Origin of the sequence: Nonomuraea sp. KM88, assembly GCF_052245635.1 — a bacterium.
Classification (GTDB): Bacteria; Actinomycetota; Actinomycetes; order Streptosporangiales; family Streptosporangiaceae; genus Nonomuraea.
On record NZ_JBQQCC010000009.1, the window covers coordinates 126,786 to 151,648 of the forward strand.

At 70.8% G+C, this 24,863-nt stretch carries 23 protein-coding genes; 8 read left to right on the forward strand and 15 right to left on the reverse strand.

The genetic code is table 11. The annotated features are described in order from the left end of the window. Positions 1 to 3: 3 nt before the first annotated feature. From ACTWPV_RS26145 to ACTWPV_RS26160, 4 genes are all read right to left on the reverse strand, one after another. On the reverse strand, positions 4 to 939 hold the full coding sequence (locus ACTWPV_RS26145; RefSeq protein ID WP_347643722.1) for a carbohydrate ABC transporter permease: 936 nt from the start codon (positions 937 to 939) through the stop codon (positions 4 to 6). Next, positions 936 to 1,793 (reverse strand): carbohydrate ABC transporter permease, encoded by an 858-nt coding sequence (locus ACTWPV_RS26150; RefSeq protein WP_347643721.1) that lies wholly within the window; start codon positions 1,791 to 1,793, stop codon positions 936 to 938. The genes ACTWPV_RS26145 and ACTWPV_RS26150 overlap by 4 nt, the downstream gene beginning before the upstream one ends. A 13-nt stretch (positions 1,794 to 1,806) precedes the next feature. After that, positions 1,807 to 3,156, reverse strand: a complete 1,350-nt coding sequence (locus ACTWPV_RS26155; protein ID WP_443153800.1) for an ABC transporter substrate-binding protein — start codon at positions 3,154 to 3,156, stop codon at positions 1,807 to 1,809. A 93-nt stretch (positions 3,157 to 3,249) separates the two neighbouring features. After that, on the reverse strand, positions 3,250 to 4,266 hold the full coding sequence (locus ACTWPV_RS26160; RefSeq protein ID WP_443153801.1) for a LacI family DNA-binding transcriptional regulator: 1,017 nt from the start codon (positions 4,264 to 4,266) through the stop codon (positions 3,250 to 3,252). Between the two features lie 239 nt (positions 4,267 to 4,505). Here ACTWPV_RS26160 and ACTWPV_RS26165 point away from each other — a divergent pair, with 239 nt between their 5' ends. After that, entirely contained in the window at positions 4,506 to 7,778 is a 3,273-nt protein-coding gene (locus ACTWPV_RS26165) for a discoidin domain-containing protein (protein ID WP_443153802.1), read from the forward strand. Positions 7,779 to 7,793: 15 nt separating this feature from the next. On the opposite strand, the gene ACTWPV_RS26170 is transcribed toward ACTWPV_RS26165, so the two are convergent. Continuing rightward, complete coding sequence (locus ACTWPV_RS26170) at positions 7,794 to 8,669, reverse strand: sugar kinase (RefSeq protein ID WP_443153803.1); 876 nt, start codon at positions 8,667 to 8,669, stop codon at positions 7,794 to 7,796. A gap of 191 nt (positions 8,670 to 8,860) precedes the next feature. Between ACTWPV_RS26170 and ACTWPV_RS26175 the strand changes: the two genes are divergently transcribed. From ACTWPV_RS26175 to ACTWPV_RS26190, 4 genes are all read left to right on the forward strand, one after another. Next, entirely contained in the window at positions 8,861 to 9,592 is a 732-nt protein-coding gene (locus ACTWPV_RS26175) for a hypothetical protein (RefSeq protein ID WP_443153804.1), read from the forward strand. A 142-nt stretch (positions 9,593 to 9,734) separates the two neighbouring features. Beyond that, positions 9,735 to 10,439 carry a DUF4344 domain-containing metallopeptidase gene (locus ACTWPV_RS26180; RefSeq protein WP_347643715.1) on the forward strand — a complete coding sequence of 235 codons (705 nt, stop codon included), beginning with the start codon at positions 9,735 to 9,737 and terminating at the stop codon, positions 10,437 to 10,439. 17 nt (positions 10,440 to 10,456) lie between these two features. Beyond that, a complete protein-coding gene (locus tag ACTWPV_RS26185; protein ID WP_347643714.1) occupies positions 10,457 to 11,161 on the forward strand; it encodes a maleylpyruvate isomerase N-terminal domain-containing protein in 705 nt (234 codons plus the stop codon). 31 nt (positions 11,162 to 11,192) lie between these two features. Further along, positions 11,193 to 11,447 (forward strand): DUF6343 family protein, encoded by a 255-nt coding sequence (locus tag ACTWPV_RS26190; protein ID WP_347643713.1) that lies wholly within the window; start codon positions 11,193 to 11,195, stop codon positions 11,445 to 11,447. On the opposite strand, the gene ACTWPV_RS26195 is transcribed toward ACTWPV_RS26190, so the two are convergent. The 3 genes from ACTWPV_RS26195 to ACTWPV_RS26205 all read right to left on the reverse strand — a co-directional run bounded on the left by ACTWPV_RS26195 (position 11,418) and on the right by ACTWPV_RS26205 (position 13,173). Next, positions 11,418 to 11,621, reverse strand: coding sequence for a DUF3040 domain-containing protein (locus ACTWPV_RS26195; protein ID WP_347643712.1), 204 nt, complete (start codon positions 11,619 to 11,621; stop codon positions 11,418 to 11,420). The two genes, ACTWPV_RS26190 and ACTWPV_RS26195, sit on opposite strands and share 30 nt — an antisense overlap. Positions 11,622 to 11,724: 103 nt before the next feature. Beyond that, positions 11,725 to 12,483: an SDR family NAD(P)-dependent oxidoreductase gene (locus ACTWPV_RS26200; RefSeq protein WP_347643711.1), complete on the reverse strand. Its 759-nt coding sequence runs from the start codon at positions 12,481 to 12,483 to the stop codon at positions 11,725 to 11,727. Between the two features lie 279 nt (positions 12,484 to 12,762). After that, the gene (locus tag ACTWPV_RS26205) at positions 12,763 to 13,173 is read right to left on the reverse strand and encodes a DUF6463 family protein (RefSeq protein WP_443153805.1); all 411 of its coding nucleotides are present in this window, start codon (positions 13,171 to 13,173) and stop codon (positions 12,763 to 12,765) included. A 208-nt stretch (positions 13,174 to 13,381) separates the two neighbouring features. Here ACTWPV_RS26205 and recQ point away from each other — a divergent pair, with 208 nt between their 5' ends. Further along, positions 13,382 to 15,190 carry a DNA helicase RecQ gene (recQ, locus tag ACTWPV_RS26210; RefSeq protein WP_443153806.1) on the forward strand — a complete coding sequence of 603 codons (1,809 nt, stop codon included), beginning with the start codon at positions 13,382 to 13,384 and terminating at the stop codon, positions 15,188 to 15,190. Between the two features lie 443 nt (positions 15,191 to 15,633). Here the strand turns inward: recQ and ACTWPV_RS26215 are convergent, their stop codons facing one another. Then, positions 15,634 to 16,239 (reverse strand): TIGR03086 family metal-binding protein, encoded by a 606-nt coding sequence (locus ACTWPV_RS26215; RefSeq protein ID WP_347643708.1) that lies wholly within the window; start codon positions 16,237 to 16,239, stop codon positions 15,634 to 15,636. A gap of 95 nt (positions 16,240 to 16,334) precedes the next feature. Here ACTWPV_RS26215 and ACTWPV_RS26220 point away from each other — a divergent pair, with 95 nt between their 5' ends. After that, positions 16,335 to 16,907: a hypothetical protein gene (locus ACTWPV_RS26220; RefSeq protein ID WP_347643707.1), complete on the forward strand. Its 573-nt coding sequence runs from the start codon at positions 16,335 to 16,337 to the stop codon at positions 16,905 to 16,907. A 141-nt stretch (positions 16,908 to 17,048) separates the two neighbouring features. Here the strand turns inward: ACTWPV_RS26220 and ACTWPV_RS26225 are convergent, their stop codons facing one another. Further along, entirely contained in the window at positions 17,049 to 17,861 is an 813-nt protein-coding gene (locus ACTWPV_RS26225) for an alpha/beta hydrolase (RefSeq protein ID WP_347643706.1), read from the reverse strand. Between the two features lie 10 nt (positions 17,862 to 17,871). Here ACTWPV_RS26225 and ACTWPV_RS26230 point away from each other — a divergent pair, with 10 nt between their 5' ends. Then, positions 17,872 to 18,159: a hypothetical protein gene (locus ACTWPV_RS26230; protein WP_443153807.1), complete on the forward strand. Its 288-nt coding sequence runs from the start codon at positions 17,872 to 17,874 to the stop codon at positions 18,157 to 18,159. A 377-nt stretch (positions 18,160 to 18,536) separates the two neighbouring features. On the opposite strand, the gene ACTWPV_RS26235 is transcribed toward ACTWPV_RS26230, so the two are convergent. The 5 genes from ACTWPV_RS26235 to ACTWPV_RS26255 form a co-directional block, all read right to left on the reverse strand. Next, a complete protein-coding gene (locus ACTWPV_RS26235) occupies positions 18,537 to 19,205 on the reverse strand; it encodes a serine hydrolase domain-containing protein (protein ID WP_443153808.1) in 669 nt (222 codons plus the stop codon). Further along, on the reverse strand, positions 19,108 to 19,599 hold the full coding sequence (locus ACTWPV_RS26240) for an HAD family hydrolase (RefSeq protein ID WP_443153809.1): 492 nt from the start codon (positions 19,597 to 19,599) through the stop codon (positions 19,108 to 19,110). The genes ACTWPV_RS26235 and ACTWPV_RS26240 overlap by 98 nt, the downstream gene beginning before the upstream one ends. A 112-nt stretch (positions 19,600 to 19,711) precedes the next feature. Next, positions 19,712 to 20,392, reverse strand: a complete 681-nt coding sequence (locus ACTWPV_RS26245; protein ID WP_347643703.1) for a helix-turn-helix domain-containing protein — start codon at positions 20,390 to 20,392, stop codon at positions 19,712 to 19,714. 28 nt (positions 20,393 to 20,420) lie between these two features. Further along, positions 20,421 to 21,635 carry an amidohydrolase family protein gene (locus ACTWPV_RS26250; protein WP_443153810.1) on the reverse strand — a complete coding sequence of 405 codons (1,215 nt, stop codon included), beginning with the start codon at positions 21,633 to 21,635 and terminating at the stop codon, positions 20,421 to 20,423. Positions 21,636 to 21,679: 44 nt separating this feature from the next. After that, positions 21,680 to 24,832 (reverse strand): BTAD domain-containing putative transcriptional regulator, encoded by a 3,153-nt coding sequence (locus ACTWPV_RS26255; RefSeq protein ID WP_443153811.1) that lies wholly within the window; start codon positions 24,830 to 24,832, stop codon positions 21,680 to 21,682. Positions 24,833 to 24,863: the final 31 nt, after the last annotated feature.

The window sequence follows — 24,863 nt, forward strand, 5'->3', positions numbered from 1 at the left end:
CGCTCATCCCTTGATGCTTCCGGCGGTGAGTCCCGCCATGATGTGCCGTTGGAAGATGAAGAAAACGATGATCATGGGGATGCCGGCGATGACCAGGCCTCCCATGACCTGGTTCTGCGTCACCGCTCCCGCCGTCTGTGACAGGCCCACGCTGATGGTCATCTTGTCGCTGTCGGTCATGACCAGCAGCGGCAGGACGAAGTCCTTGAACGCGGCGACGATCGTGAAGATGGAGACCACGCCGAGGATCGGCCTGGAGACCGGCAGCACGACCGACCACAACACCCGCAAGGGGCCGGCGCCGTCGATCTGCGCCGCCTCGATCAGCTCGCGGGGAATGGAGTCGAAGAACCGTTTGAGCAGGAAGATGTTGAAGCCGTTGGCCGCCGCGGGGAACCACAGGCCCCACGGGTTGTTGAGCAGCCCCAGGTCCACGATCGTGACGTAGAGCGGGATGAGGATCACCATCGGCGGGATCATCAGCGTGGCCAGCATGGCGCCGAGGATCACGTTGCCGAGGACCGGCCGCAGCTTCGACAGCGCGTACGCGGCCGTGACGTCCACCGCCATGGAGAACAACCAGGCGCCCAGCGCATAGTAGACGGTGTTGGCCAGCAGCGTGCCGATGTCGAACAGGTCCCACGCCTCGGCGAACGCGTCGGTCGTCGGGCGGGCGGGGAAGAGCGACGGAGGCATCTCGGCGATCTCCTCCGGCGTCTTCATGGCGCCGGTGACCATCCAGTAGAGCGGGAAGACGAAGGCCAGCGTGAACAGCACGATGACCGCGGCCAGCACCAGCCAGTAGATCCGCCGCCCCCACCTGCTGTTGAGCTGGTGCGGCGAGACGATCGTGCGGAACTGCACGTGGATGGGTCTCGGCGCGCGCGCCTTCCTGGCCCGGCGTCGTGCGGCGGGCCGGACGTCCGTTGCGGAGGTCATGCCTGGTCCTCCCTGGTCGTCCGGAGCTGGAAGGCCGCGAAGACGAGGAGGGCGAGCATGAGCATCATGCCGAGCGCCCCCGCCTGGCCGTAGTTCATCTGCGAGAAGGCGAACTGGTACATCAGGTACGCCACCGAGACCGTGGCGTTCTCCGGCCCGCCGCCGGTGAGCATGTACGGCTCGATGAAGACCTGCATGGTGGCCACGATCTGCAACATCAGCATGAGGAGGAGGATCAGCCGGGTCTGCGGGATGGTGACGTGCCTGATGCGCTTGAGGATGCCGGCCCCGTCGAGCTCGGCGGCCTCGTACAGCTCGGGCGGGATGTTCTGCAGGGCGGCGAGATAGATCAGCGTCGCGCTGCCCATGTTCATCCACGTCGAGACGAGGACCAGCGAGATCAGCGCCGTGGACGAGCTGTCGAGCCAGGCCAGCGGCGGCAGGCCGGCGGCGCCGAGGATCTGGTTGAACAGCCCGGGCCCCGGATCGTAGAACCACCGGAACAGCAGCACCGCGACGATGGGCGGCAACATGACCGGCAGGTAGACGACGAACCGCAGGTAGGCACGGGCGTGGCGCAGTTCGTTCAGCACGAGCGCGACGACGAACGGCACGGCATAGCCGCACAACAGTGCGAGGAGGGTGAACTCCATGGTGTTCAGCCAGGCCTCGCCGAAGGCGGGGTCCTGGACGGCCGCGGTGAAGTTGTCCAGGCCCACCCATTCGGGCGGGTTGATCAGGTCGGTCTTCTGGAAGCTCAGCACGAACTCCCTGACCATCGGATACCAGGCGAACACCGCGAAGCAGGCCAGCGCCGCGCACAGGAACCCGTAGGCCGTCAGATTGCGCCTCACGATTCCCACAGGGTCAGCCCTTGGCCGCCAGCAGGGAGTTCGCCTTGGTCTCGGCGTCGGCGAGGAGCTGGTCGATGCCGGCGTCCTCGCGGCTCAGCACGCCCGACATGGGCACGTCGAGGATGGCGTACAGCTCCTGCGCGTGCACCGGCTCGGCCTTCGGCGGGATCGTGGCGGCGGCCCGCACGTACGGGTCGTAGTTCTCGACCGGCAGCGAGGCGTTCTTCACGCGGTCGGCCTGGATCGCCTTGCCGGTGGGCGAGTCGCCGTAGACGTCGTTGTCGGGCACGCCGACCGGGTTGCCGAGGGCCTTGCCCCGGGCGAAGTCGAAGCGGCCCTTGCCGACGGTGTTGAAGCGGAAGTCGAGCCAGGCCAGGCCCGCCTTGGCCTCCTCAGGGTTGGCCTTCGGGTTGATCATGAACGCTTCGCCGCCGCTGAGCGACGCCTTGGCCTCGGGGAAGCCGGTGATGCCGTAGTCGGCGACGTTGCCCTTGAACTTGTTGACCACGTCGGTGACCACGTCGGGCGCCCCGAGCATCATGCCCACCTTGCCGCTGCCCATCGCCATCATCAGCGACTCCCAGCCGACCAGGAGCTTGTTGCCCATGCTGTCGTCCACCCAGCGCATGTCGTGCAGGGTCTGCAGCACGGCCTTGCCCTCGGGGGAGTTGAAGGCGGCCTTCGTGTTGTCGGGGGTCAGGATGCTGCCGCCGCGGCCGTAGATCGCCTGGGTGAAGTGCCAGCCTCCGGTGTTGCCGCCGGAGTATTCGCCGTAGCCGACGTAGCCCTGGCCGAGGGCGGCGATCTTCTTGGCCGCCTCGCGGACCTCGGCCCACGTCGTGGGCGGGCTGTTCGGGTCGAGCCCCGCCTTGGCGAACAGGGCGCGGTTGTAGACGAGTCCGACGCCGTAGTGGACGTTCGGGACGCCGTACACCTTGCCGTCCTTGGTGACCAGGTCGCGGACGTCGGGGCGCAGGTCGTTCCAGTTCTTGATCGTGCTGGTGTACGGGGTGATGTCGAGCGCCTGGCCCTTGCCGATGACGTCGGCGTAGTTGGTCACGGGCACCACGAAGACGGTCTCCATCTGGCCGCCGGCCATCTTGGGGCCGAACGTCTTGGGGTCGAAGCACGGCTGCTGGTCCGTGCTCTTGACCGTGACCCCGGGGTGGTTCTTCATGAACGTGGCCACGTCGTCATCCCAGGCCTGCCGCTCCTTCGGCGCCGACTTGGCGGGCTGGCAGGCCACCGTGATCGTCACGGCCTCGGCGCCGGCGGCGGAAGGGGAGGCTGGCTCGCCCGAGCCGCAGGCCGTGGCCGCGAGCCCGAGCACGGTTACGAGCAGGAGTCCGGTGGATCTCTGCATGGTCTGACCCTTCTGATGCGAGGTGCCCACACCATAGGATCGCCAACCGAAGTCCGCAATATTTCGACGGAATATTGCAAGATAACGACTACGTCACGAGCGACCTCGCGTCAACGGCGCCTTGCCGGGAGCGCGGGCCGTGGAGGCCCTGACCACGAGCTCGGGCTCGAACAGCAGCTCGTCCGCGGGCACGACCGCCTTGTCGATCTGCGCGACCAGCAGGTCCACCGCGGCCCTGCCCATGGCGTCGATCGGCTGGCGGACCGTCGTCAGCGGCGGCTCAGTGCAGTTCATCAGCGCTGAGTCGTCGAAGCCGATGACCGAGACGTCCGCCGGCACGGCGAGCCCGGCGCGGCGGGCCGCCCTGACGGTGCCGAGCGCGAGCAGGTCGCTGGCGCAGACCACGCCGGTGACGCCGCGCCTGACCAGCCGGGCCGCGGCGGCGTGCCCGCCCTCCAGCGAGAACATCGTGTGCTCGACCAGCTCGGGATCGCCACCCTCCGACAGGAACGTCTCCAGCTTGCGCCGCGACGGCATGTGGTCCTTCGGCCCGAGCACCATGCCGATCCGCTCGTGGCCGAGCGCGCGCAGGTGGGCGACGGCCATCCCGGCGGCCACCACGTCGTCGCAGGACACCTGCGGGAAGTCGAGCCGGGCCACGGCCGCGTTCACCAGCACGGTGGGCAGCTTGCGCTCGTGCAGCAGCTCGTAGTGCCCGTGCGCGGCGTCGGCCTGTGCGTAGAGCCCGCCGGCGAAGACCACGCCGCTGACCTGCTGCTGGAGCAGCAGGTCGACGTAGTCGGCCTCGGAGACGCCGCCGACCGTGCGCGTGCACAACACCGAGGTGAAGCCCTGCTGGGCCAGGGCGCCGCCGACCACCTCGGCGAAGGCGGGGAAGATCGGGTTCTGCAGCTCGGGGAGCACCAGGCCGACCAGCCTGGCCCGGTCGCCGCGCAGCTGGGTGGGGCGTTCGTAGCCGAGGACGTCGAGGGCGGTGAGCACCGCCTCGCGGGTCGCGTCGGACACCCCCGGCTTGCCGTTGAGCACGCGGCTCACGGTCGCCTCGCTCACCCCGACCTTCTTGGCCACCTCTGCGAGTCGTCGTGTCATGCGCAAACTATACGGCCTGGAACGCAAGCGCTTGCAATGGCTTACGTGAATCCGGCGCGGTCGCTTGCAGTGGACGCACGGCGCCCTTCGACGACCGGGGCAAGCCCTGACCAGCGAGGAGAGCCTTGGAAGCCATCGCGAGACCCGGTCAATTCCTTGCGAAATATCGTCGGAATATTGCGGCTATCTGCTTGTCATCCTATGGTTCGGCCAACCGCCTGACCCGAAGGGCCACCCCCATGAGAGCACTCATCGCCGCCCTCACGTTACTCACCGGACTCCTCGCCGCCCCCGCGCACGCCGCGGCCGACACCGACCTCGCCGCCGGGAAGACCGCCACCGCCAGCAGCCACGCCGACGTCTACCGCGCCGCCAACGCGACCGACGGCGACCAGGCCACCTACTGGGAGTCGGCCAACCACGCCTTCCCGCAGTGGATCCAGGTCGATCTCGGCGCCGCCGCCGACATCAGCAGGCTCGTGCTCAAGCTGCCCGCCGGCTGGCCCCGCCGCACCCAGACGCTGACCGTCCAGGGCAGCGCCGACGGCACGACCTTCACCACGCTCGCCGGCTCGGCCACGTACACCTTCGAGCCCACCGCGACGATCACCCTCACCGAGGCCAGAACCCGCCACGTCCGGCTGGCGTTCACCGCCAACACCGGCTGGCCGGCCGGGCAACTGTCCGAGTTCGAGATCTGGGGCAGCCGCCCCGACGGGCCCGGTGACCCCGGCGACGGCGCCAACCTGGCCCTCGGAAAGCCCGTCGAGGGCTCCTCCCACACCCACACCTACGTCGCCGCCAACGCCAACGACGACGACCTGAGCACGTACTGGGAGGGCGCCGCCTACCCCGGCACGCTCACCGTGAAGCTCGGCGCCGACACCGACCTGAGCTCCGTCACGCTCAAGCTCGACCCCGCCCAGGCGTGGGCCAGGCGTACGCAGGCCATCCAGGTCCTCGGCCGCGCGCAGGGCGCCACCGGCTTCACCAGCCTCGTCCCCCAGGCCACCTACACCTTCGACCCGGCCACCGGGAACGAGGTCACCATCCCCATGACCGGCAGGGCCGCCGACGTCCGGCTCAGGATCACCGCCAACTCCGGCGCGCCCGGCGGCCAGATCGCCGAGTTCCAGATCTTCGGCGCGCCCGCGCCCAACCCCGACCTGACCGTGTCGGGTCTCACCTCCTCGCCCGCGTCGCCGGTCGAGACCGACGACGTCACGCTCTCGGCCACGGTCGGGAACGCCGGCACCGAACGCTCCGCCGCGACCACGGTCAACTTCTACGTGGGCGACGACAAGGCCGGCAGCGCCGACGTGGCCGCGCTGGCCGCGGGGGCGTCGGCCACCGTGTCCGCGGACATCGGGGCGCGTACGGCCGGCACCCACGAGCTGTCCGCCAGGGTGGACGAGGACGGCGAGGTCACCGAGCAGGACGAAAGCAACAACGCCACGACCGGCACGTTGACCGTGAAACCCGCCGACACGGCCGACCTGGTCGCCTCCCCCGTCTCCTGGACGCCGGGCAACCCGCCCGCGGGCGCCACCGTGACGTTCACCGTGGCGATCAGGAACCAGGGCACGGTCGCCTCCGGCGGCGGCTCCCACGGCGTCACGCTCACCGTCGCCGACGGCTCGGGCGACGTCGTCAGGACGCTGACCGGCTCCGTGACCGGCGTGATCGCCCCCGGCGCCACCACCGCCCCGGTCAACCTCGGCACCTGGACCGCGGCCGACGGGAGGTACACCGTCAAGACCGTGCTCGCCGCCGACCCCGAAGAACTGCCGGTCCGGCGCGACAACAACACCAGCACGCTGCCGCTGTTCGTGGGCCGCGGCGCGAACATGCCGTACGACACCTACGAGGCCGAGGACGCCGTGCTCGGCGGCGGCGCCACCCGCGTCGGCCCGAGCAGGGAGATCGGCACGACCGCCGGCGAGGCGTCGGGGCGGCGCGCGGTGACGCTGGACAGGACCGGCGCCTACGTCGAGTTCACCACCAAGGCGCCGGCCAACACCCTCGTCACCCGCTTCTCCATCCCCGACGCCCCGGGCGGCGGCGGCATCGACTCGACGCTCAACGTCTACGTCGACGGGACGTTCCACAAGGCCATCGACCTGACCTCCCGCTACGCCTGGCTCTACGGCCCCGAGGCGAGTCCCGGCAACGATCCCGGCTCGGGCCCGCCCCGGCACATCTACGACGAGGCGAACCTGATGCTCGGCGCCACCGTGCCGGCGGGCAGCAAGATCAGGCTGCAGAAGGATGCGGCCAACGGCTCCACGTACGCGATCGACTTCGTGGACCTCGAGCGGGTGGCCCCGGTCGCCAACCCCGACCCGGACGCGTACGCCGTGCCGGCCGGCTTCTCCCACCAGGACGTGCAGAACGCGCTGGACAAGGCCCGCATGGACGCCGGCCTGACCGGCGTCTACCTGCCCGCGGGCGACTACCAGACCTCCGGCAAGTTCCAGGTGTACGGCAAGGCGATCGAGATCGTCGGCGCCGGCCCGTGGTTCACCAGGTTCCACGCGCCCTCGGGGCAGTCCAACACCGACATCGGCTTCCGGGCCGACGCCACGGCCAACGGCACGACGTTCGCGAACTTCGCCTACTTCGGCAACTACACCTCGCGCATCGACGGCCCCGGCAAGGTGTTCGACTTCACGAACGTGGCGAACATGACGATCGACAACATCTGGGTCGAGCACCAGATCTGCATGTACTGGGGCTCCAACACCGACGACATGACGATCAGGAACTCGCGCATCCGCAACGTGTTCGCCGACGGCCTGAACATGACCAACGGCAGCACCGGCAACCACGTCACCAACGTCGAGACGCGGTCCACGGGCGACGACAGCTTCGCGCTGTTCTCCGCGACCGACAACAACGCGGGCGAGCAGCACGGCAACGTCTACGAGAACCTGACCTCGCTGCTCACCTGGCGGGCCGCGGGCGTGGCCGTCTACGGCGGCTACGGCAACACGTTCAGGAACATCCACGTGGCCGACACGCTGGTGTACTCCGGCGTCACGATCAGCTCGCTGGACTTCGGCATCCCGATGCACGGGTTCGGGGCCGACCCGCCCACGGTCTTCGAGAACATCTCGCTGGTCAGGGCAGGCGGGCACTTCTGGGGACAGCAGACGTTCCCGGCGATGTGGCTGTTCTCCGCGTCCAAGAAGTTCCAGGGCATCCGCGTCAGCAACCTGGACATCGTGGACCCGACGTACAGCGGGATCATGTTCCAGACCGGCTACCAGGGTCCGGCGCCGCTCAACCCGATCGAGGACACGGTCTTCACGAACGTGTCCATCAGCGGGGCGAAGAAGAGCGGTGACGCCTTCGACGCCAAGTCCGGGTTCGGCATCTGGGTGAACGAGCTGCCCGAGCCCGGTCAGGGCCCGGCGGTCGGGTCGGCCACGTTCAACGGCCTGCGCTTCTCCGGCAACGCCCAGGACGTCAAGAACACGACCTCGACCTTCACTCTGGACATCGATCCCTGACAGCGCCTTCCACCGTCAGGTGAGGTCGGATCTGGTGGGCAGGCCCTGCCAGTCGCTCGCGCTGGTCACCGCGGCGGCGCTCAGCAGCGCCCCGCGGTGCAGGCGTTCCTGGGGGATGAGGCCGTCGAGCGCGGCGCTGATGTAACCCGCGGTGAAGGCCTCCCCCGCCCCTGACGTGTCCACGACGGGCACCTGCCAGCCGGGCACGTCGTACCGCATGCGGTCGGCCCGTACGCTCGCGCCCTTCGCCCCGCGGTCCACCACGACCTCGCGCTCGGGCGTGAGCGCGGGCTTGACCAGATCGAGCTCGTCCTGGCGGAGGAAGAGCAGGTGGGAGCGGCAGGCCAGCTCGCCGAGCACCTCCTCGGCCTCGCGTACGGACGCCCACAGGTCGGGGACGTACTCGACGGAGAAGGAGATCATCACGTCGGCGTTCCTGGCGGCGTTCACGGCGACCCGCACGGCTTCGCGCGTGTCCCTGCCGAGGCCGGCCGTCAGGCCGGTGACGTGCAACATCTTGGCCGCGGCGATCCGGTCGATGGGCACGTTGCCCGGCGCCAGCCGCGAGCCCGCCGAGCCGGCGCGGTACTGGGCCGCCCTCGGCTCGCGGCCGACGCGCGCCTCCCTGAGGAGCAGCCCCGTGCGCAACCCCTCGGACACGCGCATGTCCAGCACGTCCACGCCCTCGCCCCTGAGCACGGTGAGCGCCCTGGCGCCCAGCTCGTCGTCGCCCACCTTGCCGAGGTACGCGGACCGGTGCCCGAGCCGGGCCAGGGCGATCGCCAGGGTGAACTCGGGCCCGCAGACGTCCAGCCTGGCCTCGCTCTCGTGGCGTACGCGGCCGCTGGAGACGACGCCCAGCGGCTCGCCCAGGGTGTAGACGTCGGTCATGACCTCAAACTGTAGTGGCTCAAGTCACCCAAACAGTCCTTTTTGCTCGCATAAGCGCAGGTTAAAGCGTGATCAAAAATTTTCTCGAAACTTGGGCCAACCTTTTCCCGAACGGGTGCCTCTAAGCAGTAGAGGAGCCGGCGCCCCGGGCCGGTTCTGAAGTCAATACGGGGAGAGGAATCAGCACCCTCATGAAGAAGATCACAGCAGGACTCATTTCCGCCGTCGCCGGCGGCACCATGCTCGTGTCCGGCGCGGGCGTGGCGTCGGCCACCACCTACGACACCGAGCTTCGGATCCGCGACATCTCGCCGAACCCCGTCGTGGTCAAGGGCAACTCCGAGACCAAGGCGTTCTTCGACGTCGGCGCCAGCCGCGACGTCGAGAAGGTCGTGCTCAGCGTGGAGCCGGCCAGCTCCAAGTTCCGCACCATGCGCACCAAGGGCGTCGACGACCTCGAGGGCTGGCGCTACGCCATCGCCTTCAACAAGAACGACCCCGAGGGCAAGTGGAAGGCCACGGCCGTCGCCTACAACGAGGACGGCAGGCGGATCGCCACCGACTCCGCGTACTTCTACGTGGACATCCGCAAGGGCCGGGCCGACACCAGGATCACCCGGTTCAACGCGTCCCCGTACAAGGTGCGCAAGGGCCGGTCGATCTACTTCTCCGGCAAGCTCCAGGCCGACGACGGCCGGTGGGAGGGCGTCCGCGGCGAGCGGGTCAGCATCTACCACCGCGCCAGCGGCTCCAGCGCCTGGAAGTGGGTCGACTCCGCCACGACCGGTCGGCACGGCAAGTTCTACGGCAAGACGCGCGCCTACCGCAGCGGCAGCTTCAAGGCCGTCTACCGCGGTGACCGCGAGCTCCAGCCGACCACGAGCCGCACGGACTACGTGCGGGTCTACAGCTGGCGCCGCTAGTTCATCCACCTGAGGCCCGGTCCCCTGTCGGGGGGACCGGGCCTCAGGCTTTCCGGATTCGTGCACGATCCGAGGTTTATCGATCACGCGAATGTTGCATGGAGTACCCCATTGCGTTGATCGACCTCGAAGGAGCCGCCGGATGCCGCATCCCGTGATCGCCCTCGTCCTGAGCATGACGAGCACGCTCGGGACGGCCCCTCCATCCGAAGTGTCCGTACGCTACGACCCCGCCGGCTCGCCGCGCGCCGAGCAGGCCAGGAAGCTCCTGAAGGACAGCGGCGCGCTGAAGACCAAGATCCGGGTTCCCCGGCCCGTCAAGGTCGTGGCCAAGGACTGCGGCTCGCCCAGGGCCATCTGGGATCACGCCGAGCGCCGCATGACGATCTGCTACCAGCTGGTCGACAAGGTGCGCACGACGATGAAGGGCATCGCGGAGACCGAGGAGGTCGACGCGAAAGACGCGGCCGCCCGCATGGACGGCGCGCTGAGCATGCTCTTCCACCACCAGCTCGGCCACGCCCTGACCACGCTGAACGGCATGCCGGACAGCGAAGGCCAGGCCGACCAGTTCGCCGCGCTCACGCTCGCGGCCGACGCGCCCAAGCGCGTGGTGTCCGCCGCCGAGGCCCGCCACCTGCTGGCCGGGCACACCGGCGTCGACCACCTGTCAGGCCTGACCCAGTCGGCCACGTTCGCCTGCCTGTTGTACGGCTCCGACCCCGGCAAGCACGCCGAGATCGCCAGGGGCGGCTGGGTCCCCGCCGAGCGGGCGCCCTCCTGCGCCGACGAATACGCCCGTGTCAGGACGGCCCTCGGCTCCATGGCGGTGAAAGCCGGCACCTGACGGGTAGCGTCCGGGGTATGGCTGACGACCTGCTCAAGGATCACGACCCGTTCGACATCCTCGACGCCGAGGCGGCCCGGCTCGACCGGTTCTTCTCGGGGCTCGACGAGGCCGGCTGGTCGAGCCCCTCGCGCTGCGACGGCTGGTCCGTCCGCGACGTGCTGGGCCACCTGGCGGGCGAGGAGCTGTACAACCACGCCTGCCTCGACGGGACCGTCCAGGACCTGCTGACCCGCCTGTCCGCGGAAGGCGTGAGCGGCTACAACGACTTCAACGAGTGGTCCGTGCGAAGGCGCCGGGAGTCGCCCGTCGGAGAGGTCCTGGAGGAGTGGCGGGTCAAGAACGGCGAGACGCGCAGGCGCATGCGGGAGCTCGGCCCCGACGCCCTGCTCGACACGATGGCCGGCCCCTATCCCAACGGCCTGCAGGCCTTCCACTACGACTCCGAGTACGCCACCCACGCCGACGACGTCGGCGCCCCCGTGCCCGCCGGCGAGGCCGAGGGCAGGACCGCGTGGCGGGTCGCCGTGGGGCGGTTCGTGCTGGCGGAGCAGGAGGCCGAGGTGCAGGTCGAGCAGGCGGCCGGGCAGATCCGGGCGTCCGTCGACGGAGTCGCCGCGACGCTGTCGCCCGCGCAGTTCGTCGAGGCCACGGTGGGCCGGCTGCCCGCCTCGAGCGGCGTCGACCAGCGCGTCGTCGCGGCGCTGAGGTGCCTGGCCTGAGCCCTTCCAGCTGCAGAGAGGAGATCGGGTCATGTGGTTGCGCGACCGCTCGGGAACGGAGCCGGTGACCGCGCGCAGCCCTCTGCGCGCGCGCCGGATCCTGTCGTGGGTGGCACTCGTGATCGCCGTGGTGGCGGGGGTGTTCTTCCTCGTACGCGCCATGAGCACGGGCGAGGAGGTATGGCGCTGGGAGGCGACCATCGCCGCCGCGGTGGCCGTCGTCGCCGCCATCGACCTGGTGGTGCTGCGCCACCGATCAGGTCGCCAGCACGGCGACCAGCAGTGACACGATCACCAGGGCGGCGGCGAGATAGATCATCCAGGCGCGGGGCGCCCTCCTGCGCACGCCGCGCGCGTCCTTGTTGATCTCAGCGACGCGCCTGGCGAGCTCGGGGTCCTCCTGCTCAAGGGCACCCTCGATCTCGGCGAGGATGCGGCGCTCCCTTGGGGAGAGACTCATCGCGATCACCTCACACCGGTGACCACCTCTTACCCGCCGTGGGGGCGGACATGCCGCCCGCCCGGGGGCGGGGCGTCCTCATTCCCGTACCTCCTGGCCGGGCTCACCGTGCCTCCGGGTCGAGCCCGAGGACGGTGCGTCCGCCGTCCACCGGGATCGTGGCCCCGTTGACGAAGGAGGCGTCGTCCGACAGGAGGTGGGCCACGACGGAGGCCACTTCGGCGGGGGTCGCCACGCGGCCCAGGGGATGGAGCGTGGCCAGCTGCTCCTCGATGGCCGCCGCGCTCTCCGGGGCCTGGGCGGCCATGAACGCCTCGTGCCGCTCCGTGGCCACCGTGCCGGGTGCCACGGCGTTGACCCTGATGCCGTGCCTGCCGTACTCCACCGCGAGCGACCTGGTCAGCCCCTCGGTGGCGGCCTTCGCGGTCGCGTACGGGAGGCCGCCGGGCACCGCCCTGGCGGCCTGGTGCGAGGTGACGTTGACGATGGCGCCCGGCGTGCCGGCACCGAGGAAATGGCGTACGGCGGTGGCGCAGCCGACCACGGCCAGGTCCAGATTGGCCGCGATCAACGCTCTGACCTCGGCGATCGGGGCGGAGTGCACCGAGGCGTCCCGGAACACGGCGGCGTTGTTCACCCAGCCGCGCAGCGTGCCCGACTCCTGGGCCAGGTCCGCGGCCCAGGCGGCGACCTCCTCGTCCGCCGCGTCACCGATCACCGGGATCACCCGAGGGCCCGCCCAGGCCAGGGCGTCGGGGTCGTGCTCGACGGCGACCACGGTGTTCCGCTCGCCGAGCAGCCGTTCGACCACGGCCTTGCCGATACCGCGCCCGCCACCGGTTACCACATAAGAATGATCCATGACACAACGCTATTAGCCGTTCACGCATATAGGACAATGCAATTTCCGGCGTCGTGACTTTTATCACGAGTTGCCGCCACATGAGGCAACAGACGCGTCGCCTGCCGTACGAATGATCGGGCACGCGCGATCATCCGGACCGCCGGATACGGCGTGCTCTATTACGCGTTGCGGCTATTCGCCCCGCCGGGGAGGTCGCCTTCGCCGGGCCCGCCCGCGCAGCGCGCCGACCGGTCGCGAAGTCATCGCGGCGAACGGCGTCGACCGTGGCGGTCGGCCCTACGACGGGAGCCTGCTCGCGGACGCCGGCTGCCTGGCGGTGAGACCCGCCGCGATCAGCAGTCCGGCGGGAATGAGCCCGCCGAGGAACCCGCTCGGCCCGATCAGGAAGACGGCCAGCGCCACCCACCCGAGCATCGTCCAGCCCACGTAAGCCGGGACCTGCTGCCCCTGTCTCCCCATCCGCGACACCAGCAGCCCCAGCAACAAGAGGACCACGACAAACCCGCCCGGAAGGGCCCAGAACGTCGTCAGCGATTCGGTGTTCCCCGTCCGGTTGCGCAGGTCACCGGCGAACCAGCTCGACCAGGGGGCGAGGCCGGCGAACACGGCGGTGTGCAGCGCCGCGATGAGGATCATGGTGCGGCCGGCCCAGACGGTGAGCCGGCTCGTGGGCGTGTCAGTGCTCATGACAGCCATCCTCACCGGGTCGTGACCTGGGACACTCCCCTGCGGGAGCGATCCGCGTCCCCCGCTCCGGGGAGGAGCCGCGACGACCGTCCCACGGGATCAGGTGGCTTACCGTGGAGCGAGTCGACCGGCGGGGCACCCGCCCGATCTTCCGATCGCCGTCGGCGAACTCACGAAAAGCCGTCCCCCGAACACGTAAGGTAGCCGCATGGATACACCCCTCGAGGTCCTCCACCGCGTGTTCGGCTACGACTCGTTCAGGGCGGGTCAGCAAGAGATCATCGACCATGTCGTGACCGGCGGCGACGCGCTCGTCCTCATGCCCACCGGCGGCGGCAAGTCACTGTGCTATCAGATCCCCGCCCTGGTGCGACGCGGTGTGGGGGTGGTCGTCTCGCCCCTCATCGCGCTGATGCAGGACCAGGTCGACGCGCTGCGGGCGCTCGGCGTGCGGGCGGGGTTCCTCAACTCCACGCAGGATTTCGACGAGCGCAGGCTGGTGGAGTCGGAGTTCCTGGCGGGCGAGCTCGACCTGCTCTATCTCGCCCCCGAGCGGCTGCGCGTCGATGCCACGCTGCGGCTGCTGGCCAAGGGTGACATCTCGATGTTCGCCATCGACGAGGCCCACTGCGTGGCGCAGTGGGGCCACGACTTCCGCCCCGACTACCTCGAGCTGTCCAAGCTGCGCGAGTCCTGGCCCGACGTGCCGCGCATCGCCCTGACCGCCACCGCCACCCCGGCCACCCGCACCGAGATCTCCGCCAGGCTCGGTCTCGACGAGGCCCGCCACTTCGTCGCCGGCTTCGACCGGCCCAACATCCACTACCGCATCCTCCCCAAGAGCGAGCCCAAGCGGCAGCTGCTCGACTTCCTGCGCACCGAGCACCCGGGCGATTCGGGCATCGTCTACTGCCTGTCCCGCTCCTCGGCGGAGAAGATCGCCGAGTTCCTGGCCGCCAACGGGATCGCCGCGGTGCCCTACCACGCGGGCCTCGACGCCCGCACGCGCGCCGCCCACCAGGCCCGCTTCCTGCGCGAGGACGGGCTGGTCGTGGTGGCCACGATCGCGTTCGGGATGGGCATCGACAAACCCGACGTGCGCTTCGTCGCCCACCTCGACCTGCCCAAGTCGGTGGAGGGCTACTACCAGGAGACCGGGCGAGCCGGGCGCGACGGCCTGCCCGCCACCGCGTGGATGGCCTACGGCCTGCAGGATGTGGTGCAACACCGGCGGATGGCCATGGAGGGCGACGAAGCACACCGCCGCCGCCAGGTGCACCACCTCGACGCCATGCTCGCGCTCTGCGAGACCGTGGGCTGCCGGCGGATGATGCTGCTCGACTACTTCGGCCAGAAGAGCTCGGAGCCCTGCGGCAACTGCGACACCTGCCAGACGCCTCCCGAGTCGTGGGACGGCACGACCGCGGCCCAGAAGGTGCTCTCCACCGTGTGGCGGCTCGACAAGGAGCGGCGCCAGAAGTTCGGCGTGGGGCAGACGGTCGACATCCTGCTCGGCAAGAAGACCGCCAAGGTGCTCCAGCACGGCCACGAGACGCTGACGGTGTTCGGGGTCGGGGCCGACCTGGGCAACGCGGAGTGGCACGGGGTCGTGCGGCAGTTGCTGGCCCAGGGGCTGCTGGCGGTGGAGCCCAACCACGGCGCGCTGGTGCTCACCGACGGCAGCGCGGAGGTGCTCAGGGGCCGGCGCGAGGTGCCGCTGCGCCGTGACACGCTGCGCCCGGCCCGCGCCAGGACCGCGTCGGCGAAGGCCCAGGTCGCGGCCGAGCTGCCCGAGGAGGCGGCGCCGGTCTTCGAACGCCTGCGCGCCTGGCGCGCCGCCACCGCCAAGGAGCAGGGGGTGCCCGCCTACGTCATCTTCCACGACGCGACACTGCGCGAGATCGCCACCCGATCGCCGTCCTCGCTGGCGGAGCTGAGCCAGGTCAACGGCGTGGGCGAGAACAAACTGGCTAAATACGGCGAGCAGGTGCTGGCCGCGTTGCACGACAACCCCTGACACCCGCCATCGGGATCGGAGGGCGGCGACCAGCCGGGTCGGGTGGTGGCGACGGCCGCACGAAGAACGGTCGTCGCCACCACGTTGCTCGGCCCAGGCCGCGGCGATCCGCCGGGTCGCCCCGCCGACCGGGCCGGACGGATATCCGCCCCCTTGTGACACGGAATGCCCCGTGTGATGGTCCGGTGGTGACCGGTGGCCACTTACGATCTTCCCACCGTATCGGATGGATCGTTGGGGGTTCGCGGAGAGTCATGTCCGGGTGACTGCTCTGTACAGCACGATCGTACGGCGTTTTGTGTGGATTTGGTGGGATGGGCGCGCTCGATTACCTCGGGTGGCGCCCGCGACGCTTCCCCCTCCAAGGGTCGTTCCATGCGGAACACCCAAGATCTCCTGTTGATGGACGAAACCGCGCCGCGCCTGCACGTCCGTGGCCGGGGTCACGTCCCCAGGTGCGCGCGCCAGTCCGGGTCGCGGCCCAGGAAGGCGAGAAGGTGATCCTGCGCGGGCGCCTGGCGCGGAACGACCACGCGCGCGGCGAACCTGCCCGGGCGGTCCGCGGGCGTGACGAACACCCGGGCCAGCTCCAGCAGTTCCTCGGCCATCGCGGGCGGGATCGGGCGGTGCTCCCCGCACGACCTGGCCACGTCCCAGCCGTGCACGGCGATCTCGATCGCGCCGACCGCGGCCACCATCGGGCTCGACACGTGCCATCCGCCGATGGAGACGGGCTCGTCGGCGAGCAGGGCCGTCCAGAGACCGAGCACCGCCGTCGCGTCGTCCCTGAGATGCAGGGCCGGATTGGCGGCCGCCGGGCGGGGAGCGGCGGCCCCGCAGAGCTCGACGGCACGGGACGCCGCCGCCTCGTTCAGGCTCCGCAGCGAGTCGTCGACGTGGTCGAGCAGCCGCTGCAGGCTCCAGCCGGAGCAGGGCGTGCCGCGGCAGAGCACGTCCGGCGTGACGACCCGCAGGTTCCCCACGGCATACTCGATCGCCCGCTCCAGCAGCGCCACACCGGCGGCCAGTGCCCGATTCTGCTCGCCCATCATCGCCTCCTCGGACAGGAAGACCCGGCCACGGCGGGAAATTCATCGCAACCTTCCTGGCTGATCGGAAGTAGACAACGTGAGGAGGTTCGATCATGAGGTGGCTGACATGCGGGGCGGCCGTGCTGGCGGCGGCCGTCCTGGCCGGATGTTCGACCGCGGCGCCCGCTTCTGGTCCCGCCCCGAGCGGCGTGGCGAGCCCGACCGCGGGCGGCGTACCGAGCGGGGTGGCGAGCGCGACCCCGACCGGCGTGACGACCCCGGCTCCGAGCGGCGCTGCCGGCGCCACCCCGGACACCGGCCGGAGCGGCGGGTGTGCGGACGCCGTGGCGCCGCCGGCGGGCGGGGGGTTCCCCGAGGTCCAGGGGACGGCTCAGGACGCGGAACTGTGGGGGCTGCTCTTCGTGAAGAAGACCCCGCTCCACCATGGCGACGAGATCAAGATCGTGTGGCGGATGACCGGTGAGGGGCCGCTGCGTGTCAAGGCCACGCTGCCCGGCGGCGCCGCCGCCACGCTCGTCTGGGGGCCCGAGGAACACGGCGGATCCACCTGGCGGCGGCCCGGTCAGGAGTGGGGCACCGGGTTCGTGTTCCCCGAGCCGGGATGCTGGAAGGTCGAGCTGACCCGTACGCGGGGCTCGGGGCACGTCTGGCTGGCCGTGGACTGACCCCGCGCCCGCCCCGGCCGAGGGCGGTTCCAGGCCGAAAGACCACGCCCGTCGCCGAAGAGCCACGCCCAGGCCCGGAGCAGGAGGCCCGGACCCACCGTCCGAGGCCAGGAGAGCCACGCCGGGGCCGGGTCGGGAGGGTCAGGTCTGGGGCAGGGCGCGGTCGATGAAGGCCGTGACGTCGTCCAGCACCGCGTCCTTGTTGGTCTCGTTGAACACCTCGTGCCGGGCCTCCGGGTAGACGTGCTCCGTCAGATCGGTGCCGCGCACGGCCTCGACGCCGGGGCGGCTGCCGCTGATCGGGACGAGCTCGTCCGCCTCCCCGTGCACCCACAACGTCGGCAGCGGTCCGAGCGTGCCGCCCTTGGTGATCGTGGCCAGCGTCGTCGCGAACGCCTCCAGGGTGGCGCGCTTGAAAGGGCCGTGCCACACCAGCGGGTCGGCGGCGTACGCGGTGCCGACCGTGAGGTCGCGGGAGAGGGTCGCCGGGTCGATCGGGGTGTCCGGCGGCTCCTCGTAGGCCAGCAGCTCCGGCACGATCGCCCAGCTGCCGATCACCGGCCCCGACAGGACGAGCGCGGCCAGCCCGGCTCCGTAGCGCTGGGCGTAGCGGGCCGCGATCAGGCCGCCCATCGAGTGGCCGACCACCACGACGGGCACGTCCGGGTGCTCGGCCCTGCCGCGCTCCTCGACGGTGTGCACGTCAGTGACCACGTCTTCGAAGTCCTCGATGAGCACGCGGTCGCCCTCGGATCTGCCGTGGCCCATGTGGTCGGGCCCGTAGACGGCGGCGCCGTGGCGGACGAGCCGGTCGGCCACGTACTCGTAGCGGCCGATGTGCTCGCCGTACCCGTGGACCAGCACGGCTGCATAGCGCGGCCGGTCATTCGGCCAGCTGCGGACCGTGATGCGGCCCCTGGTGCCGGAGAAGGTGTGCTCCCGTGACTGCGCCATCGCTCACTCCTTGATCGAAAGTGCGGCGAGCGTACGCCCGGAGCCGCCCGGCCGTCCACCTGACCTGCTGCATCCGCCCGCTTGCTTCCACCCGATCGACCGGCGGGTCGCATGGACCGCGGCGGCGGTGGCGCTCGGGGCGTTATGGGCCGCGCTGGCCACGGGCGCGACACCGCTACCGGTGCTCACCCTGTGCGTCCTGGCGGCAGTGACGCTGACCGCACTGATCGCGTGGAATCGTTACAACTACGGGCCGTGGTCGCGGCTCGCGACACCTGCCGGTGAGGGAGACTCTTGAGGCGGCCAAGCGGGATAACCCCCGGGACACCGCCAACGGCCCCGTCGCGATCGCCCTGTACGATTCGCGTCGCGAGGAGCTGAAAACCGCGCTCGGCCTGCGGCCGCAGTGTTCATATACCTCGCCCTGGAGCGTACGCGCCGCAGGTTGCGGTGGTGGCGGCCACGGCGGAGGTTGCGGCGGCCCCTGACCGCCGCAGCAACAGAGGTAATCCTCGTGCTACAGCTCCGCGAAGCGGGATGAAAAGCACTTTGTGATCATCGACAAGTGAACGAGCCGCGGACGCCGGCGTCATGCGTTCCGTGCCGGCCGGGTCCCTCCGCCCGGCCGGCCGTCACGGGGCCGCGGCGGGAACGCGCGTAAACGCGGAGCGGCGGCTACCGCTTCGGGCAGAGCACCGCTTCGGCCGCCTGCTGGATGATCGGGTTAGGGGCATGCGGATTGATGGTCAGCGTGGTGGAGACGGCGAACTGCACGCGCCCGTCGAGCGTGCTGTAGGTCGTCGCGTTGAAACCTGCCGCTGCGCCTCCGGCAACCCGCATCGGCGGCTCGTTCCCGCATAGGCGCTCGGCGGGAGGCGGCGCTTCCGGCTTGCCGGGCGGCTTTTCGTCCCAGACCTGCTGCAGGTCGTCCGGCAACAGCTTGTCCTTCTCGAACGCGCTGAAGAACCTGCCCATGTCACGCGCGGTGGAGACCACTCCTCCGGTGCCCGCGCCGTAGCTCGAGTTGAGCCGGTCCATGTCGTGGAGCTTGCCCTCGTCATCACGAGCGTAACCGTGCCCGTGCGGGCCCTTGATGCCCTCAGAGGACCTGGCGGTCCCGTAGGTGCGGGTCATCTTGAGCGGGTCGAAGATCCGCCGCTTGAACTCCTCTGTGGAAGGGTTGCCGGTGATCTCCTCGATGATCATTCCGAGGAGGATGAAGTTGGTGTTGGAGTAGTGGTACTTCTCACCCGGCTCCCCCGTCCTGGGCAGGTCGCGGGTCTTCCTCACCAGATCGGCCGGCGAGTAGTTCCGGATGCGGCTTGGTGAGCTGGCAATCTTCACGAACGACGACGAAATCCATGAAGTGCTTGATCTGACGCTCTTCATGGATGAGCTCGAAATCCGCACGTTTCGCAGTCGTCACGATGGCCATACGAACGTATTTCGACAGTTCAGCCAGCGCCTCAGCGACGCCTTCGATCTCGATGGCTTCTGTCCTCAGATATTCTTGATAGAAATCATCACGGATCTGACGCTGCCTGCTGATGGTCCTTTCATCAATACCGGCCGCCCTGGCCTGGGCCCATGTGTCCGATCCCTGGCTCATCCCCCGGAGATACTGATCCTTGTCCAAGGTCAAGCCAAGGTCCGCCAGGGCTCGCCTCCCGGCTTCGTAATACCAGAATTCGGTGTCCACCAGAACGCCATCGTGATCGAAGAGAATGTACTTTCGCACTGTCCCGGGTCCTTTCCGGCAGCCGGAGGATGGCGGCGCCTGGCCGGCCGGGCTCGCTCGTGCGCCCCCTCGTCATGCGATCCGTGCCGGCCAGGTCCCCTGCGGCCGGCCGTCAGGAGGCCGCGGTGACGTAGTCGAAGTCGTCGTCGGAGAGCGTGCGCCGCAGGGTGCGCAGCACCTTGGCCGCGTCGTCGTGCGGCCCCTCCACGTAAAAGGGCCTGCCGTCGCGGCCGAACGTGATCGCCGACTTCTCGTCCCACGCGCCGAGAGCGCCGGCCGCCGGCTCGAACTCCTCGTCGGGCTCGAACCCGAGCGTGCGGGCGTAGTCGATCGACCCGAGCACGAGGTGCCTGGCCAGCTCGATCGGCGCCTCCTGCCATCCCGCGTACTCGCCGAAGAAGTATTCGCGAAAGCGCCGCAGCTCGAGGTCGTCGAGCACGTCGGGCCCGATGGCGTTCTTCACGCCCAGGCAGTAGACGTCGGCGAGGTAGCCGCAGACCGTCATCCGGTCCCACGTGTGCCGCCGGGCCACGAGCACGCACACCATGCCGTCCGCGCCGGAGCCGGGGGCTTCGTCCACCCAGCCGCGCGCGGGGTCGACGTCGAGGCCGTCGCTCCAGCCGGTGTTGATCCAGCACCCGACCACCTCGGGGTCGCCCGTGGGGGCGGTCTCGGCGGCGATGGCCCGCACGAGCGGCGCGACGACCGACGGCGCGACCTTGAGCGCGCGGGCGATCTCCTTCGGGGAGCGGCCCTGGAGGCGCAGCTCGCGTACGCGATCTTTCAAGTTCATGGGAGGAGCCTAGCCGTCCGCGAGCACGTCAGCCCGCCGACGACGTCACCGTGTCCACGTCCGCCTGCCCCACGGATCGGCCCGAGACCAGGACGAGGGCGAGGTTGCGAAGGTCGGACAGGCGGGTGAGCGGGTCGCCCGCGACCGCGATCAGGTCCGCCCGCTTGCCCGCCTCCAGGCTGCCGGCGACCTCCCCCACCCCGCAGGCGTCGGCGGCGCGCACGGTGGCCAGCTCGATGATCTCCGCGTTGCCGAACCCGGCCTCCGCGAACACCTCCAGGCTCGCCACGAATCCGTCCGTACGGTTGGCCACGCCGCCGGAGGCGAACCCGGCGTCGGTTCCCGCGATGAGCCGCACGCCCGCCTCCCGCATGGCCACGATGCCGCTCAGCCAGTCGTCGAGCATCTCGGCGCCGAGCACCTCGCGTGAGCGCCAGAACACGCCGTGCAGGGTCGGGCAGACGTACGTGCCGCCGGCCGCGACGAGGTCGGCGAGCTTGGAGTCGTAACGATGGCCCGAGGGCGTGAAGAACGAGCAGTGCTCGATCGTGGTGACCCCGGCTTCGAGCGCGCTGCGGATCGCCGCGTGGGCGTGGGCGTGCGCGGCGACGCCCTTGCCGCGCGCGCCGGCCTCCTCCACGACCACTCTGAGCTGCTCGGTGGTGTACTGGGGCACCCAGCTCGGAGGCGCGCCCGGCGTCATCTGGCCGCCCGAGGCCATCACCTTGAGGCAGTCGGCGCCGGCCCGCAGGTTCTCCCTGGCCACGCGGCGGATGGCGACCTCGTCGTCGGCCTCGCCGCCCATGTACCAGCAGTGGCCGCCGGTGATCGTGATGGGCCTGGTGGCGGCCACGATGTGCGGGCCGACGGCCAGCCCCTCCTCGATCGCGTCCCGGAGCGCCAGGTCGAGGAAGTCGCGCCCGCCGAGGTCGCGGGCGGTGGTGACGCCGGCGGACACGAGCTTGCGCGCGTTCTCCGCCATCCGCAGCAGCAGGTGGTGGTCGCTCTCGGCGCTCCGCCGCGTCACCGGGTCGACCGCGGCGTCGAACCCCAGGTGCACGTGCGCGTCGACCAGGCCGGGCAGCACCGTGTGGCCGGGCAGCTCGACGACCTCGCCAGCCTCGCCGGCGCTGCCGCGCGGCCCGACCGAGACGATCGTCGCCCCGTCGACGAGGACCTCCCCCTCGGCGATCACCTCTCCGGGACGTCCGGTGAGCACTCTGGCCGCGCGAATGATCCGCATGATCTCACCCTGTCATGGTCCTTCGGGCGCCGAGAAGGGGATCGTCAGCGCCGTACGCCACCGCGAAGCAGGTCGTGCACGTCCACCAGCTTGTACGCCGCGCCCTCCGCGTACGCCGCCGCGAACCCCTCCTCCCCCAGCGCCTCGCGTGCCCTGGCCGTGACCCGGTCGATCTCAACCTGCTCCGGCGGCCCCGCGGGGGTCCGGTTGTGCTCCCTGGCCGCGGCCGCCAGCCCCAGCAGCAGGGCGGCCTCGCCGGGCGCCCCCGTCGCGGCGGCCGCGCCCTCGACGGCCCACGCCATCGTCCTGGGGTCACCGATCTTCGCGGCGCCGGCCAGCGCCTCCAGCTGCAGGTCCAGGGCGGTGGCCGGGTCGCCGCGCCCTTCCGCGAGGAATCCCAGCTCGATCAGCGTGGAAGGGACGTGCAGGGAGGGCTCGGTGTCCGGGTCGCGCGGCACGCCTTCGAGCAGGCGGCGCAGGTGGACCTCGGCCAGGTCCGGGAGCCCGGCGCGGCGCGCGGCGAAGGCCAGGCCCATCCTGGCCATGACCTCGCCCTCCTTGTAGCCCTGCCCGATGGCCAGTTTCATGGCGCGCTCGCAGATCTCGACGGCGCCGTCGTAGTCGCCGCTCGAGAACGCGGTCCAGCCCAGCCACGCCGTCTGCGTGGCGGCCTCCGTCCACAACCCGAGGTCCTCGGCCATCCGCAGGCCCTCGCCGAACAGCCGGTTCGCGCGCTCGGCGTCGTGGGCCATCTCGGCCTGGGAGGCCAGCCACTCGGTGGCCCGCAGCAGCCCCCAGCGGTCGCCCAGCTCGGTGAACAGCCGCGCGCTCTCCCCCGCGGTGCGTTCGAGCGCGTCCAGGTCGCGCTGGGTGAACGCGTCTCTCGCCTGCCGGGTCAGCGCCGCGGCGATGCCCCACCTGTCGCCGAGGGCCCGGAACGTGGCCAGCGCCCGGCTGGTCAGCTCCTGCCCGGTCGGCATGTCCCTGAGGTGCAGGCCGACGAACAGCTCGGCCCTGGCCCGCGCGCCCGGGTCGTCGATCGCCGCCAGCGCGGGCTCGTACGCGACCTGCTCGCCCAGGATGAGTGCGAACCCGGCGTGCCAGGCGGCGGCCCTGGCACTGGCAGGGGACGGCCTTCCTTCGATCGCCAGCGCCTCCGCGAACGACCGCCGGCCCTCGGCCAGCCTGCCGCGCAGGAACCAGTACCAGGCCAGCGCGTTGACCAGCCGGGCCGCGCGCTCGCCCTCCTTCTGCGCGACCGCCGTGTCCAGGGCCGCCCGCATGTTCGCGGCCTCGGTGTCGAGGCGCAGCAGCCGGTCGCGCTGCTCGGGCCCGTACAGCTCCGGCTCGGCCCGCTCGGCCAGCTCCAGGTAGTGGCGCAGGTGTGCGAGGCGTACCCGGTCGAGCTCGGCGGCGTCGGCCAGCCGGGCCACGCAGTACGCGGACACCGACTCCAGCAGCCGGTACCTGACGCCGCCAGGAGCGTCGGTGACGACGACGAGCGAGCGGTCGACGAGGCGGGCCAGCAGGTCGAGCACGTCGAGGCCGCTCTCGGCGCAGACCGCCTCCGCGGACTCCATGGTGCAGCCGTCGGCGTGCACGGCCAGGCGGCGCAGGACGCGACGTTCGCCGTCGGACAGCAGGTCCCAGCTCCAGTCGATCACCGCGGTGAGCGTCTGCTGCCTGGCGGGGGCGCCGCGCTGCCCGGAGGCCAGCAGCCGGAACCTGTCGTCGAGCCGGGCCACCACGCCGTGCACGCCGAGCGCCCGCACCCGGGTCGCGGCCAGTTCGAGGGCCAGCGGGATGCCGTCGAGCCGCCGGCACAGCTGGGCGACGGCCTGCGCGTTGCCCGCGTCGAGCCGGAAGCCGCGGGCGGAGGCGGCGGCCCTGGACACGAACAGCCTGACGGCGTCGGAGCGGGCCATGGTCGAAAGGTCCGCGCCGGCGGGCACGTCCAGCGGCGGCACGCTCCACAACACCTCGCCCGCCACCGCCAGCGGCTCCCTGCTGGTGGCCAGGACGCGCAGGTCGGGGCAGGCCCGCAGGAGCCGCTCGGCCAGCTCGGCGACCTGCTCGACCACGTGCTCGCAGTTGTCCAGGACGAGCAGCATCCGCCGGGGCCCGAGCGCGGCGGTCAGCTGCCCCGCCGGGTCGCCGCCGGTGTCCTCCCTGATCTCCAGGGCCGCCATGACGGCCTCGGCGGGCGAGCGGGACGCCTGGTCGAGCGCGACCAGCCACGCGCCGTCGGCGAAGTCGTCCACGAGCCGGTTCGCGGCCTCCAGCGCCAGCCGGGTCTTGCCGACCCCGCCGCTGCCGGTGAGCGTCACCAGCCGCTCGTCGCCTGCGAGCGCGCACACCTCGGCCAGCGCCTGCTCCCGGCCGATCAGCTTGCCGACGGGGGCGGGCAGGTTGGTCACGGGATGCGTGGCGGGCACGTTGAGCTCGGGGGCCTGCCCGAGGATCGCCTGGTGGAGCGCCACCAGCTCGGGACCGGGGTCGAGGCCGAGCTCGTCGGCCAGCCGCTCGCGCAGCTCGCCGTAACCGGCCAGCGCCTCGCTCTGCCGCCCGGCCCGGTAGAGGGCCCGCATGTGCACGGCTCTCAGCCGCTCCCTGAGCGGATGCCTGGCCACCAGGTCGCCGAGCTCGCCGACGAGCAGCCCGTGCTCGCCCAGCTCCAACCGGGCCTCGGCGTGCTGCTCCAGCGCCGACAGCCGCTGCTCCTCCAGCCGGAGCACGGCCGTCCTCGTGTACTCCTCGTCGGCGAAGTCGGCGTACGCGGGACCCCGCCACAACGCCAGCGCGTCGCCCAGCAGCCGCGCCCTGGCCCGCGCGCTGCCCACCGCCTCGGCCTGGGCCAGCAGGGCCGCGAAGCGGACGGCGTCCACGGCCCTGCCATCAGGGCTGCCATCGGGTCGCAGCAGGTAGCCGGGGGCACGGGAGACGACGAGGTTCTTGCCGCCGGGCTCGGCGTCCTCCAGCGCCTTGCGCAGCTGGGACACGCGGACCTGCAGCGCGCCCGCGGGGTTGGCCGGCGCCTCCTCGCCCCAGAGGTCGTCGACCAGCCGGTCCACGGACACCGGATGGCCCTCGTGGACGAGCAGGTCCACGAGGAGCGCCCGGACTTTCCGGCCGGGAATCGTGACGGTCTCGCCGGCGTCCGTCCACACGGTCAGCGGGCCCAACACCCCGAATCGCATGCTCGTCACCATATGTGCGGCCAGGTGACCG